Source organism: Noviherbaspirillum agri, from assembly GCF_054780595.1.
In genome coordinates, this window is sequence record NZ_BAAGWA010000005.1 from 80,186 (window position 1) to 95,518 (window position 15,333).

Genomic DNA, 15,333 nt, shown 5'->3' on the forward strand with positions numbered 1-15,333 from the left:
CATCCCAACCTTCCCCCTGCCAGGGGGAAGGAGCCTTTTCTCTAGTGCGCCACGCCCAGGTAGGCGTTGATCACTTCCTGGTTGCTGCGTACCTCGTCCGGCGTGCCGTCACCGATCTTCTTGCCGTAGTCCAGCACGACGACGCGGTCGGAGATATCCATCACCACGCCCATGTCATGCTCGATCAGCACGATGGTGGTGCCGAACTGGTCGTTGACGTCGAGGATGAAGCGGCACATGTCCTGCTTCTCTTCCACGTTCATGCCGGCCATTGGTTCGTCCAGCAGCAGGATTTCCGGTTCTGCCGCCAGCGCACGACCGAGTTCGACGCGCTTTTGCAAACCGTAAGGCAGGCGGCTGACGGGAGTCTTACGGATGTGCTGGATCTCGAGGAAGTCGATGATCTCTTCGACCTTTTTGCGATGTTCGATTTCTTCGCGTTGCGCAGCGCCCCAGTAGATCGCCTGCAGCAGGAAGTTGGTCTGCATCTTCAGGTTGCGGCCGGTCATGATGTTGTCGAGCACGCTCATGCCCTTGAACAGCGCGATGTTCTGGAAGGTGCGGGCGATGCCGCTTTTCGCCGCCATGTAGGTGTTCATGTCCTTGCGGGCTTCACCGCGGTACATGATCTGGCCTTGCTGCGGACGGTACACGCCGTTGATCACGTTGAGCATCGAGCTCTTGCCGGCGCCGTTGGGGCCGATGATGGCGCGGATCTCGTGTTCGCGCACATCGAAGGAGATGTCGGTCAGCGCTTTCACACCACCAAAGGACAGCGAAATGTTCTGCAGGTCCAGGATCACGCCGCCGATTTTGCGATTCTCATTCATCATGCCGCCTTCTTCATCTGTTCGCCAAAGGTTTTCACGTCGACGATGCGCAGGTCGGCTGCGACCATGCCCTTGCGGCCGTCCTCGAACTTGACCTGCGTCTCAATGTACTGCGAGGTCTTGCCCGAATACAGCGCATCGATCAGCACCTTGTACTTCTCCGCGATGAAGCGGCGGCGCACCTTGCGGGTGCGGGTGAGCTCGTCGTCGTCCGGATCGAGTTCCTTGTGCAGCACGAGGAAGCGATGGATCTGGGTGCCGGACATCAGCGTCTCGGTGGACAGGTCTGCATTCACTTTCTCCACGCACTCGGCGATCAGGTCGTAGGTTTCGCGCTTGCCGGCCAGGTCGGTATATCCGGCGTAAGCAATGCCGCGTCGCTCGGCCCAGTTGCCGACGGCTTCCATGTCGATGTTGATGAAGGCGCACACCATGTCGCGCTCGTTGCCGAAGGCGACCGCTTCCTTGATAAAGGGGAAGAACTTGAGCTTGTTCTCGATGTAGTTCGGCGCAAACATCTCGCCGTTGTTCATCTTGCCGACGTCGGCCGCGCGGTCGATGATCTTCAGGTGGCCTTCTTCGTCAAAGATGCCGGCATCGCCGGTATGGAAATAGCCATGCTCGTCGATGACTTCGGCGGTGGCATCCGGGCGCTTGTAGTATTCCTTGAGCATCGCGGCCGACTTGACCAGGACTTCGCCGTTGTCGGCAAGCTTCACTTCCACGCCCGGCGCAGGCAGGCCGACGGAGTCGAACTTGATGTTGCCGTCGGGTTGCAGGCACACATACGCGCAGGTTTCGGTCGCGCCGTACAGCTGCTTGAGGTTCACGCCGATGGAGCGGTAGAAGCGGAACAGGTCCGGTCCGATCGCCGCACCCGCGGTGTAGGCCACACGCACGCGCGACAGGCCGAGCACATTCTTTAGCGGCCCGTAGACAAAGAAGCTTCCGAGTGCGTAGTTGATGCGGTCCATCAGCCCGACCGGCTTGCGGTCGAGGATGTCGGAGCCGACGCGGCGCGCGACGTCCATGTAGTAATGGAACATCTTGCGCTTGATCGCACCGGCGTCTTCCATGCGGATCATCACCGTGGTCAGCATGTTTTCGAACACGCGTGGCGGCGCAAAGTAGTAGGTCGGGCCGATCTCGCGCAGGTCGGTCAGCACGGTGTCGCCGGACTCGGGGCAGTTGACGGTAAAGCCCGCGACCAGCGCCTGTGCGAACGAGAACAGGTGGTCGCCGACCCACGCCATCGGCAGGTAGGACAGGATGTCGTCATCCGCCGTGAGCTGGTCAAAAGAGACACCACCGACCGCTGCCGCCATGAAGGAGGCATGCGTCTGGCACACGCCCTTCGGCTTGCCCGTGGTGCCCGAGGTGTACAGCATCACAGCGATATCGTCGGACTTGCCTTCGTTAACTTCGTGCAGGAAGTAGGGCGGATTCATACGGTCGAACTCGCGGCCCATTTCCTGCACCTTGGCGAAGGACGTCAGTTCCTTCTGCGCGTAGTGCCGCATGCCGCGTTCATCGTCAAAGATGATGTGCGAGATGCGATTCAGGCTCTGCTTGATCTCGAACAGTTTGTCGACCTGTTCCTGGTCTTCGACGATCGCGAAATCAATACCCGCATCCTCAAGCACATAAGCCATGTCGGCAGCCGGCGCATCCTGGTAGAGCGGTACCGCGACGCCGCCGAGGCATTGTGCGGCAGCCATCGCCCAGTACAGGCGCGGTCGGTTGTCGCCGATGATCGCAAGGTTCATGCCGCGCTTGAAGCCCATCGCGGCGAGGCCGCATGCCAGCGCGCGCACTTCGTCGGCAACTTGCGACCAGGTGGATGTTTGCCAGATACCGAGATCCTTCTCGCGGAAGGCCGGCTTGTTGGGGCGCGTTTGCGCGTGCTGCAGCAGCAATCGGGGGAACGTCTGTTCGCCCGGCTTCATAGTCTCTTCCATCGTCCCACTCTCTTTAAACAGGGTCTAACCGTCGGTGAAGGATCATGGTCGGAGCGCCTGCGTGGGCGATGCAAACCTGTGTGCCGGATATATCCGCGACGCACAACTGGGCTTACAATGTCTCCGTTGTTCTGATGGTCAGGATACTAGACAGTGAAAGTTTTGTGCGCTGTCATTTGACCGACAATTCCCCTCTATTTCGAAACTATCGTTGATGCACCGCACAAATCCGACCGAGGCATTACCACTTGCGAAATTGCTGCGCCAGACGATCTGGGCAAAAGGCCTGACTCCCGAGCAGATGGCGCGCGTCGAGCAGGATACGGTTGAACAGTGTGTCGCCAAGGGCGGCTATATCTGCCGCAAGGGCGAGATGGTTGATGCATGGATCGGGATCATCGACGGACTCGCAAAGATCAACAACCTCTCGCCTGATGGCAAATCGGTCACCTTCACCGGCATCGCCAGCGGCAGCTGGTTCGGCGAGGGCACGCTGTTGAAGAACGAAGTGCGCAAGTACGATGTGGTGGCGCTGCGCGACACCCGCATCGCCCGGATGCCGAGCAAGACCTTCATGTGGCTGCTCGATAACAGCCTGCCCTTCACCCGATTTCTTTTAATGCAACTAAACGAACGGCTGGGGCAGTTCATCGGCATGGTGGAATTCGACCGCCTGCTCGACGTCGATGCGCGCGTTGCGCGCTGCCTCGCTGCGCTGTACAACGCGCATCTGTATCCCGGCACCGAGCCGCTGCTGCAGATTTCGCAGGAAGAAATCGGCTACCTGTCCGGCGCCTCGCGCCAGCGCGCCAACCAGGCGCTGCAGGTGCTGGAAAAGGAAGGGCTGCTGAAGGTGGATTACGGTGGCATCCAGATCCTCGACCTGGAAGGACTGCGGCGCTACCGCGCCTGAATGCAGGCAAGAAGTCGGGCACCACACCGGGCACTACACGGGGTACGGCACGGAGCATCACCCGGCAGTAATCAAGCAGTAATCAATCACCGGCCACACGAATAGATTCAATGGAAACGCTCTTCGCCGATCTGCCTTCGCTGGAACTGCTGGCCACTTACTGGTCCGCGCCCTTGGTTGCCAGCAACATCATTGTTTTCTTCAGCCTGTTCGGCGCCTTGCTGCTCGGTCTTCTGGTCGGATACGAACGTTCGTACAGAGGCCGCGCCGCCGGCATGCGCACCTACGGCCTGGTATGCATGGCGTCTGCCGCGCTGACCGTGATCGCCGGCTATCCGGGCGACTGGTACGGCGGACAGGTAGTGGTCGGCCTCGGCGCAGACCCGACGCGCATCATCCAGGGCATCGTCACCGGCATTGGTTTTCTGGGTGCCGGCGTGATCATGAAGGAAGGCTTCAACATCAGCGGCCTGACCACGGCGGCATCGATCTGGGCTGCTTCCGTGATCGGCGTGCTGGTCGGCGTCGGCTTCTACCTGTCGGCGATGCTGCTGGCGCTGATGTCGGCGGTCTGCATGATCTGGGTGCCGAAGGTGAGCCACTGGTTGCCGTCGCGCCAGGCGATCGCGATCATGATGCGTTTCCGCGAAGGTTTCGGACCGACCGAACAACGCCTGCGCGACGCCGCGACCAGGCGCGGGTATGAGATCGCCACTGGCTCCATTGCCATTTCTGTCGAGAACGGAAAAATGGAATGGCATTTCGTGGCGGTGGCATTCACCAAAACCAGCGGCGCATCGATCAGCGAACTTGCCCACGAGATGAACGAGTTCGAAGGGCTGGAGAGTTTCCACCTGTCGCACGCGCGGAACTGAGCAATACGTCTTTCTCCGCGAAGGCTTCCTCGCTTTTCCGCGAGCCTGCATCTGCCGCGCAGGTCAGTCGCGGCTACTGAGGTGCGTCATACGCAGCCTGCCATCAACCTGCAATACCGATCCCGGTCTGCTCATCGCGCGAGCCGCGCACGCCGGCCGCGTAGCGCTCGAATATCTTGTCGATCAGTTTGGCGTTGAATGCCGGAATGTCGCCGGGCTTGCGGCTGGTGACCAGGTTGCCGTCCACCACCACTTCCTGGTCGACCCAGTTGCCGCCGGCATTGCGGATGTCATCCTGCAGTGTCGGCCAGCTGGTCATGGTACGGCCCTCGACCAGCCCGCATGACACGAGCAGCCAGCCGCCGTGGCAGATGGCGGCAATCGGCTTGCCTTGCTCATCCATCTCGCGCACGAACTGTTGCGCTTCCGGAATGATGCGGATCTGGTCGCCGTTCATCACGCCGCCCGGCAGCAGCACGGCGTCAAAGTCTTGTGCCGACGCCTCGCCAAAGCTGAGGTCGACGTCGAACTGGTCGCCCTTTTCGTCATGGTGAAAGCCTTGTACCTTGCCGTGATTGGCAGAAATCACCTTGGTGATCGCCCCTTGCTGTTCCAGCGCGGCGCGGGGTTCGGTAAATTCGGATTGCTCGAAGCCATCGGTGACGAGGATGGCGATGGTCATGCCGTTGAGTGTCGTGTCCATGGATTTTTCCTTTCATGAAACCTGTGGAACCCGGTGATGGCACCCGCGGTGCCAGCCGGAGCGCCAAGGGTGCGGGGCCCGGCGGGTCTGCATTGCGGTTCACATCGTGCGCCGGATCGGGTGAGGCCGGGTCAGCTTTGACGTTTCGGCAATGGGCTAAGTTCGCTTTCCTGTCTTGAGACGAGGCAACGCTATTTCTGCATCATGCAAAACTTCCCCGCGCTGCCGGAACGGTTATCTCGCGCAACCTGTCCAAACGCTCACATCCAGAATGCATCCCCAGCGGTGAGGATACGGAGACAAGGACATCCCGCACATGAAAACCGAACAGAACCGGATTGCGGACTTCGAGCTCGAGGCCGAAGAAGCCGCCGCACTGGAAACGCTGAAGGCCTCTGCGAGCACGCTGCCCGCGCTGCCACCCGATGGCATGGTCCTGATCCCGCTGCGCTACCTGGTGCTGTTTCCCGGCATGATCGCGCCGATCAGTCTGGCGCGGCATGCATCGATCGCGGCGGCGGAGGAGGCGGTGCGGCGCGATTACCCGGTGGGACTGATCCTGCAGCGCGACCCCGAGCTGGAGAGCCCGACGCCCGAGCAGCTGTACCGCATCGGCACCGTGGCAACAGTGCTGCGCTACATCACCGGACAGGAAAGCACCAACTATCTGGTGTGCCAGGGCGAACGTCGGTTTCGCATCATCGAATTCCTTGACGGTTACCCCTTCCATGCCGCGCGCGTGCAGCAGTTGCCGGATCCCGAAGAGCATTCGGCCGACATCCAGGCGCGACTGATCCAGTTGAAGGAACGCTGCGCGGAGATCATCGCCTTGCTGCCGCAGGCACCGGCAGAGCTGACCGGCGCAACGGACAATATGGCGTCGGCCGCCGCACTCACCGATTTCGCCGCTGGCCTGCTCGACCTGCCGCTGCCGCAGAAACAGGACATGCTCGAAACGCTGGACTTGCAGCAGCGCATGGACAAGGTGCTGGAGCACATGACGCGTCGCATCGAGGTGTTGCGCCTGTCGCAGGAAATCAACGAGCAGACGAAGGAACGCATCGACGACCGCCAGCGCGAGTATCTGCTGCGCGAACAGATGAAGACGATCCAGAAGGAGCTCGGCGAAAGCGCAGGCGGGGCGGATGACGTGCAGGAGCTGGGGGAGGCGATAACGCGTGCCCGCATGCCGGGCGATATCGAGAAACATACGCGCAAGGAATTGCATCGGCTTGAACGCATGTCGGAAGCATCGGCCGAGTACTCGATGCTCTTCACCTACCTCGAATGGGTGACCGAACTGCCGTGGTCAAACCTGACGGAAGACCGCATCGATATTGCAGAGGCACGCCGCATCCTCGATGAGGACCACTTCGGCCTGCACAAGGTCAAGCGCCGCATCCTCGAATATCTTGCCGTGCGCAAGCTCAACCCGGAAGGGCGCAGCCCCATCCTGTGCTTTGTCGGTCCGCCGGGCGTCGGCAAGACCTCGCTCGGACAGAGCATCGCGCGCGCGACCGGCCGCAAGTTTGCACGCGTCAGTCTCGGCGGCGTGCACGACGAGGCAGAGATCCGCGGCCATCGCCGCACCTATATCGGCGCGTTGCCGGGCACCATCATTCAGGCCATTCGCAAGGCCGGCTCGCGCAACTGCGTGATGATGTTGGACGAGATGGACAAGCTTGGCAGCGGCATCCAGGGCAGTCCTGCCTCCGCCTTGCTGGAAGTGCTCGACCCGGAGCAGAACGTCAGCTTTCGCGACAACTACCTCGCGCAGCCGTTCGACCTGTCGAAAGTGATGTTCATCGGCACCGCCAACATGCTCGACACGATTCCCGGCCCCTTGCTCGACCGCATGGAGGTGATCCGCCTGCCGGGCTATACGGAAGAGGAAAAGGCGCAGATCGCGCGCCGCTACCTCGTTGACCGACAGCTCGAAGCCAATGGTTTGACGGCGCAGCAATGCAGCATCAGCGACGGTGCCATCCATGCATTGATCCGCGACTACACGCGCGAAGCCGGCGTGCGCAATCTTGAGCGCGAGATCGGCAACCTGTTCCGCCATGTCGCGATGCGCGTTGCGGAAGGAACGGCCGAGCAACTGTGGATCAATGCGCATGACCTGGACGACATCCTTGGGCCGAAGAAATTCGAGAGCGAACTGGCCATGCGCACCAGCCTGCCCGGTGTGGCCACCGGACTTGCGTGGACGCCGGTCGGCGGCGACATCCTGTTCATCGAAGCCAGCCGCACTCCCGGCACCGGCAAGCTTATCCTGACCGGGCAGCTTGGCGATGTGATGAAGGAAAGCGCGCAGGCGGCACTGACGCTGGTCAAGGCGCATTGCACTGAACTCCAGGTGGACGCGGAGGTCTTCGACAAGAATGACATCCATGTGCACGTGCCGGCCGGCGCCATGCCCAAGGACGGTCCGAGTGCTGGTGTTGCGATCTATATCGCGCTGGCCTCATTGGTGCGCGACAAGCCGGTCAACAATGCCTGCGCAATGACCGGCGAGATCAGCCTGCGCGGACTGGTGCTGCCGGTCGGAGGCATCAAGGAAAAAGTGCTGGCCGCCTTGCAAGCCGGCATCAAGGTCGTGATGCTGCCGGCTCGCAATCAGAAGGACCTGGATGAGATACCGCAAGAGGCGCGTGAGCAACTGCAATTCGTATGGCTGGAAACAGTCGACGATGCGATGCGCCATGCAATCGGCAACGTGATTATCGGAGGTGACACATGAAAAGGGAGACCAGAAAGGATGCGGGCAGGAATCTCGTTTCGCAGCGTGAGGGGCGTGAGCCCGGCACACTGGTATCGGAAAACAGAATGAACATCGTGGACCAACCGCTTTCCTGGCCGCGTGCCGGCGGCCTGTCCGGCATGTTCACCTTTCGCTATTCCTGCACGGAGATCTATTCGCAGGACGGCAACATCCACGTAAGGTCGAAGCAGACCCGTTATCAGGACGGCCGGTTAACGTCGGAGGAATGCGAGGGCACGCTGGATGGTCGCGCCTATGAGCGCATGGTCAGCGAAGCGCAAGGCTTGTTCCTGAATCAGATCGGCAGCTTCATGAAGCTGCTGTACGCACCGTTTGCTGCCCGCTCGCGCCGGCACGACGAGTAACAAAATTGCTTAAAGCGGCACGTCGCCCGCTTCCGCCGAACGGCTTCCCGCGAGCGGCGGGTTGCTCACGCCGCGATAGGCGAACACGACCGAATTCTTGACCGCGCTGCCGGTGTTGCGGCCTGCCGCATGGAACAGCAGGCTGTGGAAAAACACCACGTCGCCTTGCTCCAGTTCCAGCGTCTGCCCTTGGGCGAACAGCGCCTGGTTCGCGGCAACGTCCGGTCGCAGGAAATCCAGTTCGTCGAGTTGGTCGCGCCCGATAGCACGGCGGTGCGAGCCGGGGATGATCTGCAGCGCACCGTTGTTTGCCGTCTCCCGGCCGAGCGCCAGCCAGACGGAGACCAGTTCGGATCGCGCAAACGACCAGTAGCGGATATCGCGGTGCCAGCCGGTGGCGGTGCCGAAATCCGGATGCTTGGTCATCACGCTGTTGTGGTGCGCGAGCGTCAGGCACACGCGTTCACCCAGCAATTGCTGCAACCATGTCACCAGGCGTGCATCCTCCGCCCACTGGCGAAAGCACGCATGCCGCTGGTAGGCGCTGCGCAGGCGGCGCACCGTCCGGCCGCCGGGCGCATTCAATGAGATCGGTGCTCCCGGATAGCCGAGTTCGGCTTCATATTCGAGCGGCGCGATCTCGCTGCGCAAATGCGCGCGCGTTACTTCCAGCATCTCCGCGCAGGCAGTGGACGATGCGAGCTTCCTGAAGATCAGGTAACCGTCACGATGGAATTGTTCGGTCTGGCTTGCGGACAGTGGCAGTACGGCGGCGGTCATGCGTTCCCCGGGGCATTCTGATGGCGAGGTCGTCATTGTGCTCCTTCCGGAAATTATTGTCCGAACAACTTTTTTACTGCCCCGCCCAAGCCTTCGACCCCGCTACCCAAACCCTTGGCCAGTCCTCCGAGGCTGATGCCGAGCGACTTCGCCAGTGCCACGCCGACCTGCAGCGCGAAACTGTCGTTGAGCGAGAACTTCGGATCGTTCAGGTCGCCGTCGAGCGTGAAGTCGATCGTGATGCGGTCGTTGCGATCCTTCATCCCGGCGATCACTGCCTGCCGCGGCATGCCCATGAAGGTGCCGAAGGCACCGCCACCAGCCACCAGTTCCAGCCCGCTGAGCGTGATCGAGCCCGGCGCTTGCAGCCGGTTCTTGCGGACCGAGGATTTCAGCTTCAGATCGAGTGTGCCGCGCTTGACACCGGCTTCCGATGCCTTGATCAGATAGGGCTGGAATGCCAGCAGGTCGACGCCTTGCAGCCTGGTTGCAATGTCCGAATTTTTTGCCCCCAGCTCTGCCCAGCCGTCGATGGACAGCTTGCCGTCGCGCTGCACGCCCTTCACCGTGCCGTCCAGCTGGAGGTGCGTGCGGCTCGCAAGCGCGGGCAGTTGCAGGTCGTCCACCTTCGCCTGCAGCTGCTCCAGACGCGTCTTGTGCGCGGGCTGGCGCACCGTCGCGTCGAAGAACTCCAGCACGCCGTCGCGCAGTTCGATGGTGCCGATGCGGATCTCCGGCATGGCGCGCGGCGACGCGCCTTTGCGCTTGCCCGGCGCCTCAAGCAGGCTGGGCAAAAGCCGTACCTTGCCCTCGCGTGTGCGCACCGCCGACACATAGGCCTGTTCGACCGTGATGCGCGGCACATGCACGCGGGCGGTGAACAGGCCGAGCAGGTCGGGACGGATCACGATGCGCTCGGCACGCAGCGTGTCGGCCGCAGGCCAGCCTTTGGGGGCGCGGATGCGAATGCCGTGGATCTGGACGCTGGACCAGCCGAGGGTGATTTCCCGGATCTCGCTGTTTGTACCCAGCGCCTGTTCCACCTGCGTCTTCAGGATGCCGGCTGCAAAGTGCAGGCCGACCGCTGCCGCGCCCCCGAGGATCGCGAGCACGATTCCGGCGACGAGGAGTGTGTGCTTCAGTCTGTTGTCTTTCATTCTCGATGAGCGGGCGAAAAGCGCTGCGGCATGACGCAGTGAATCAACGTTGATAGCCGCAGACCTTACTGCAAGACGGTTAACGCTGCAAACCGCCTTCGGCCGCGTAAAAGACGGCGAGCCATAGCGTTTCTTCGTCTTTGCTGGTCCATTCGACCCGGTGCCGCTCGTTCGCGGCGATATGGACATGGCTTCCCGGCACTAGTTGCACCAGGCGGTCCCCATCCTCGAAACGCAGACCGGCCTCACCGCGAAGGAGCAGCACCCATTCGTCTTCTTCCTGGTCGTACCAGAAGCCTGGCGGCGAGCAGTGACCCTTCGACACGATTCTCTCGATGCGGGTAGTGCCGCCCGCAGCCAGCAGGTCGACAGCCTCTGCGGGCAGCAGGGCAGGGATGTCTTCAAACAGATTGCCTTGCCTCATTTTCATCGTCCTTTCCGTTGTCTCTTGCATCACTTTCGGCGTTCTTCCGAATTTAATTCGAAATTGCCCGTCTTAAGGAAATAAACCCCGGGAGCAAAGCGATTTCCATGAAAAGAACGCAAGATAATTTTCCGTAACCTTCTCCATAATCCCCACCCGTGAAACGTCCAGTTCACACGGAATGGCAAGGTCCGAGTTGATCGGGGCGCCATGGAGAGATACTTAATCGAGGAAAAACAATGTACCTGAACAAGATTATCAGCGGCCTCGCCCTGATGGGCATGGTCGGCACTGCAGCAGCCCAGGAAGTCGTCGTCAAGATCGGCCATAGCGGCCCGTTGTCCGGCTCCCAGTCCTTCTCCGGCAAGGACAATGAAAACGGCGTGCGCCTGGCGATCGAGGAATTGAATGCCAAGCCGATCACCGTCGATGGCAAGAAGGTCAAGTTCGAACTGATGTCCGAAGACGACCAGGGCGATCCGAAGTCCGGCGTCAACGCCGCGCAAAAGCTGATCGATGCCGGCGTCAAGTATGTCGTCGGCCCGTACAACTCCGGCGTCACCATCCCCGCATCGCGCATCTATAACGAAGGCGGCGCCGTGATCGCGACCGTCTCGTCCAATCCGAAGATTACCGAGCAGGGCTACAAGAACCTGTTCCGCGTCAACGCCAGCGACTCCCAGCTCGGCGGCAAGATGGCGCTGTACGCTGCGCAGGAACTCAAGCTCAAGAACGTCGGCGTGATCGACGATCGCACCGCGTTCGGCCAGGGCGTCGCCCAGGAATTCAAGAAGCAGGCGCTGGCCTCCGGCATGAAGGTGGTCGGTCATGAGTTCACCACCGACAAGGCCTCCGACTTCAACTCGATCCTGACCAGCCTGAAGGCGAAGAAGGTCGAGGCGATCTTCTTCGGCGGCTATGCACCGCAGGGCGGCCCGATGGCGCGCCAGATGAAGCAGCTCGGCATGAACGCCAAGCTGCTCGGCGGCGACACCATCTGCGTGCCGGAAATGGGCAAGCTCGGCGGTGAGGCTGTCGGCGACAACGTGTTGTGCGCGCAAGGTGGTGCGATCCTCGACAAGGCCGCTGGCGGTGCAGACTTCAAGGCCAAGTACAAGAAGCGCTTCAACCAGGATCCGGACGTTTATGCCGCTTCCTTCTACGACGGCATGAACCTGTACGCCGACGCGATGAAGAAGGCCAACTCGATCGATGTGGCGAAGGTCGTTGCCGAAATCAAGAAGGGCAGCTTCAAGGGTGTCGCCGGTACCTATGCGTTTGACGACAAGGGCAACCTGAAGTCATCGCCGGTCACCGTGTTTACCTTCAAGAACGGCCAGCCGTCGCCGCTGACCAGCTACTGATCGTCACGACCGTCATGGAGTGATGGCTGCACCGGGAAGCAGTAGCTAGCGTAGTCATCATCCGGTCGAAAAACGAAAGCAAAATCAAGGGAGCGTTGCGCATTTGGCGCGACGCTCCCTTTCTTTCTTGCACGCCATAACTGAACGAAAATAAACACGGGGGCTTTTCGAGGACGGATTCTATTGTCAGAATGGCAGCTGCCGGCATTCTCGGGCATCATTCCGGTGACTTCCGGTACTCATGGTACTCAAACCGGAACTGCCTGTTTCATGGATCATCCAACTATCAGTAGTTTTGCACAGGCAAGCCGGCGCCCGGTACACGGGAGCCGGACACCGGCATACATCGGTATTTAGCCGGAATTTGACCGGTATGTGGCGGTTCGAGCCGGTTCGTGCCACTTCGTGCCGATAAGCAGGCCCGTGCAATACGAGGAGGGAAAGCAGCGTGGCGAGCACAATCGTTCAATGGTTTTCCAGCGCGGGATTCACGCCGCAAGGCAGCGGCTATCTGTGGTTGCCGGAACTGCTGTGGACCTACCTTGTCTCGGATGCAACACTTGGCATCGCCTTCTATTCCATCTCGGTAGCGCTCCTCTATTTCGTCTACACGCGCATCAATATCCAGTTCAACTGGATCTACGTGATGTTCGCGATCTTCATTTTTGCTGCAGGCACGACCCACTTCATCAAGATCTGGACCATCTGGAGCCCCGTCTACTGGCTGGACGCGGCCGTCAGGGCCATCGCCGCGGTTGCTTCGATCGCCACCGCGATCCTGCTCTGGCCCCTGATCCGCAAGGCGGCGCCGCTGCCCGGTACCGACAAGCTGCGCGAAGTGATCAACCAGCTTGAACATGAGATTGCCGAGCGCCGCAATGCCGAGGGCGCCTTGCGCCAGTCGCAGGCAACGCTGCGCGAGCTTGCCGCCTACCAGGAACGTATCCGCGAAGACGAGCGCAAGCGCATTGCGCGCGAGGTGCACGACGAACTGGGCCAGAACCTGCTCGCACTGCGCCTGGACGTGGCAACGCTGCATGCGCGCGCCGGCGACCGGCATCCCCTGCTGCGGGACCGGACCGAAGCGGCGCTGGAACACATCGACACCACGATGAAATCGATCCGCACCATCATGAACAACCTGCGTCCGCCGGTCCTGGACCTGGGCTTGCAGGCCGCGATCGACTGGCAGGTGAAGCAGTTCGAGCGGCGCAACGGCATCCCGTGCGAGCTCGAAATGGACGACGACTGCCAGGAAGTGGCCGATGCGCAGGCGACCGCCGTGTTCCGCATCCTGCAGGAGTCGCTGAACAACATCGGCCGCCATGCGCGTGCATCGCAGGTGCGCGTCGAGCTGCGCATTGACGACAGGCAGCTGTGGATGTCGATCCAGGACAACGGCATCGGCATGCATCCGAGCGACCGCCGCAAGGTGCGGCGCTTCGGGCTGATCGGCATGCAGGAACGTGTCGCCATGCTCGGCGGCGAACTGCGCATCGAGAGCACTCCGGGGCAGGGCACGCTGCTGCAGATGTCGATCCCGATGCACATCGGCACCGATCGACTGGAAGCAATGACGGGCTGAGCCGGGGCAGTTTCTCCGGCAGTGATGACGCCGGCAGCGATGCCGGCCAGCTACGGAGCAAACGAAACCCATGAAACCGACTGTACCTTCCGCCACGAGCGCTAGCCCGGGGGCAGCCGAAATCGGCCTGCGCCATGTCACCGACGAGATTCCCGGCATTTCGCGCGTAGCGCTCAAGAGCGGCTTCCGCTACGTCGATGCCGACGGCAAGCCGGTGAATGACGAAGCGACACTGGCGCGCATCAAATCCCTCGCGATTCCTCCGGCCTGGACCGATGTGTGGATCAGTCCATGGGCGAACGGCCATATCCAGGCCACCGGGCGTGACGCAAAGCGGCGCAAGCAGTACCGCTACCATCCGCGCTGGCGCAGCGTGCGCGACGAGGCGAAATACGAGCGCATGATCGCCTTCGGCAAGGCGTTGCCGGGCATCCGCAAACAGGTGGACGAGGATTTGAAGAAGCCGGGGCTGCCGCGGGAAAAGGTCGTCGCCACCATCGTCTACCTGCTGCAGGCGACCATGATGCGCATCGGGAATGAAGAGTACGCACGCAACAACAAATCCTTCGGGCTCACCACATTGCGCGACCGCCATGTACGCATCGACGGCAACGAAGTGGAGTTCCGTTTTCGCGGCAAGAGCGGCGTCTGGCATGCGGTCAGGGTCGAGGACCGGCGACTTGCGCGCATCATTCGCCGTGTGCGCGACCTGCCCGGGCAGGAACTCTTCCAGTATGTGGACGACGACGGTTGCCAGCGTTCGGTCGGCTCTGCCGACGTCAACGACTATTTGCGCTCGCTGACCGGTGAAGATTTCACGGCAAAGGATTTCCGTACCTGGTCCGGCACCGTGCTGGCGGCGCTGGCCCTGCAGGAGTATGAAAAGTTCGACTCGGAGGCGCAGGCGCGCAAGAACATCGTGCGCGCAATCGAGGCAGTGGCCGAAAGGCTCGGCAACACGCCGTCGATCTGCCGCAAATGCTATGTGCATCCGGCCGTCATCGAATCCTATCTTGATGGCACGATGCTTGATGCGCTGCGGCAGAGTGCGCGCGAGGAGATGATGCAAGACCTGCATGCGCTGAGCCCCGAAGAGGCAGCGGTGGTCGCGCTGTTGCAGGAGCGCCTGCAGGACGTTGCGCCGTCGATCTCTCCAAGGCGCAAGCGAGGCGCTCGCGCACGCGCATAAAGATGTAATAATCGCGCTCTGTCACAACCTTCCCACGACATTGCCATGATTCTCGAACTCGCCGACATTCGCATCCAGCCCGGCAAGCAAGCCGAATTCGACGCCGCCATCCAGCGCGGCGTTGACCATGTGATCTCCAAGGCCAAGGGCTTCCAGGGTTACAAGATCAACAAGGGTATCGAGTCGCCGGAGCGCTACGTGCTGATGATCTTTTGGGAGACGCTGGAAAACCATACCGTCGATTTCCGGCAGTCCCCGGCCTTCCAGGAATGGCGCGGCATCGTCGGGCCGTACTTTGCTGCACCACCGGTCGTCGAGCATTTCACGCTGCTTGCCAAGTCATCCTGACCGCAGGGCATGGCCGGCAGCGCAGGGCGCTGGCGCCGAAATGACTCTGCAGGATTTGCAGGAATTCAATTCATTTCG

Annotated in this window: 14 protein-coding genes; 8 read left to right on the plus strand and 6 right to left on the minus strand. The window is 61.3% G+C overall.

The genetic code is table 11. The features are described 5' to 3' along the window. Window positions 1-41 precede the first annotated feature (41 nt). A complete protein-coding gene (locus ACYVIA_RS10945) occupies window positions 42-833 on the minus strand; it encodes an ABC transporter ATP-binding protein (protein WP_460840689.1) in 792 nt (263 codons plus the stop codon). After that, on the minus strand, window positions 830-2,788 hold the full coding sequence (locus tag ACYVIA_RS10950) for an AMP-dependent synthetase/ligase (RefSeq protein WP_460840691.1): 1,959 nt from the start codon (window positions 2,786-2,788) through the stop codon (window positions 830-832). Before ACYVIA_RS10950 ends, ACYVIA_RS10945 begins: the two co-directional genes overlap by 4 nt. A 214-nt stretch (window positions 2,789-3,002) precedes the next feature. Here ACYVIA_RS10950 and ACYVIA_RS10955 point away from each other — a divergent pair, with 214 nt between their 5' ends. After that, window positions 3,003-3,701, plus strand: coding sequence for a Crp/Fnr family transcriptional regulator (locus tag ACYVIA_RS10955; RefSeq protein WP_460840694.1), 699 nt, complete (start codon window positions 3,003-3,005; stop codon window positions 3,699-3,701). 131 nt (window positions 3,702-3,832) lie between these two features. Beyond that, complete coding sequence (locus ACYVIA_RS10960) at window positions 3,833-4,576, plus strand: MgtC/SapB family protein (protein WP_460841078.1); 744 nt, start codon at window positions 3,833-3,835, stop codon at window positions 4,574-4,576. A 103-nt stretch (window positions 4,577-4,679) separates the two neighbouring features. Here the strand turns inward: ACYVIA_RS10960 and ACYVIA_RS10965 are convergent, their stop codons facing one another. Next, the gene (locus tag ACYVIA_RS10965) at window positions 4,680-5,279 is read right to left on the minus strand and encodes a type 1 glutamine amidotransferase domain-containing protein (RefSeq protein ID WP_460840695.1); all 600 of its coding nucleotides are present in this window, start codon (window positions 5,277-5,279) and stop codon (window positions 4,680-4,682) included. 430 nt (window positions 5,280-5,709) lie between these two features. Here ACYVIA_RS10965 and lon point away from each other — a divergent pair, with 430 nt between their 5' ends. Then, window positions 5,710-8,022: an endopeptidase La gene (gene lon, locus ACYVIA_RS10970; RefSeq protein WP_460841080.1), complete on the plus strand. Its 2,313-nt coding sequence runs from the start codon at window positions 5,710-5,712 to the stop codon at window positions 8,020-8,022. After that, window positions 8,019-8,408, plus strand: a complete 390-nt coding sequence (locus ACYVIA_RS10975; protein ID WP_460840697.1) for a hypothetical protein — start codon at window positions 8,019-8,021, stop codon at window positions 8,406-8,408. Before lon ends, ACYVIA_RS10975 begins: the two co-directional genes overlap by 4 nt. A 9-nt stretch (window positions 8,409-8,417) precedes the next feature. Here ACYVIA_RS10975 and ACYVIA_RS10980 read toward each other — a convergent pair whose 3' ends face one another. The 3 genes from ACYVIA_RS10980 to ACYVIA_RS10990 form a co-directional block, all read right to left on the minus strand. Continuing rightward, window positions 8,418-9,188 (minus strand): phytanoyl-CoA dioxygenase family protein, encoded by a 771-nt coding sequence (locus tag ACYVIA_RS10980; RefSeq protein ID WP_460840699.1) that lies wholly within the window; start codon window positions 9,186-9,188, stop codon window positions 8,418-8,420. Window positions 9,189-9,241: 53 nt separating this feature from the next. Continuing rightward, a complete protein-coding gene (locus tag ACYVIA_RS10985) occupies window positions 9,242-10,345 on the minus strand; it encodes a DUF748 domain-containing protein (protein WP_460840702.1) in 1,104 nt (367 codons plus the stop codon). 79 nt (window positions 10,346-10,424) lie between these two features. Next, entirely contained in the window at window positions 10,425-10,775 is a 351-nt protein-coding gene (locus tag ACYVIA_RS10990) for a cupin domain-containing protein (protein ID WP_460840704.1), read from the minus strand. 233 nt (window positions 10,776-11,008) lie between these two features. Between ACYVIA_RS10990 and ACYVIA_RS10995 the strand changes: the two genes are divergently transcribed. From ACYVIA_RS10995 to ACYVIA_RS11010, 4 genes are all read left to right on the plus strand, one after another. Then, complete coding sequence (locus ACYVIA_RS10995) at window positions 11,009-12,133, plus strand: branched-chain amino acid ABC transporter substrate-binding protein (RefSeq protein ID WP_460840706.1); 1,125 nt, start codon at window positions 11,009-11,011, stop codon at window positions 12,131-12,133. A gap of 448 nt (window positions 12,134-12,581) precedes the next feature. After that, entirely contained in the window at window positions 12,582-13,718 is a 1,137-nt protein-coding gene (locus tag ACYVIA_RS11000) for a sensor histidine kinase (RefSeq protein WP_460840708.1), read from the plus strand. 70 nt (window positions 13,719-13,788) lie between these two features. After that, window positions 13,789-14,907 (plus strand): DNA topoisomerase IB, encoded by a 1,119-nt coding sequence (locus tag ACYVIA_RS11005; protein WP_460840710.1) that lies wholly within the window; start codon window positions 13,789-13,791, stop codon window positions 14,905-14,907. Between the two features lie 45 nt (window positions 14,908-14,952). After that, on the plus strand, window positions 14,953-15,255 hold the full coding sequence (locus tag ACYVIA_RS11010; RefSeq protein WP_460840712.1) for an antibiotic biosynthesis monooxygenase family protein: 303 nt from the start codon (window positions 14,953-14,955) through the stop codon (window positions 15,253-15,255). Window positions 15,256-15,333 lie beyond the last annotated feature (78 nt).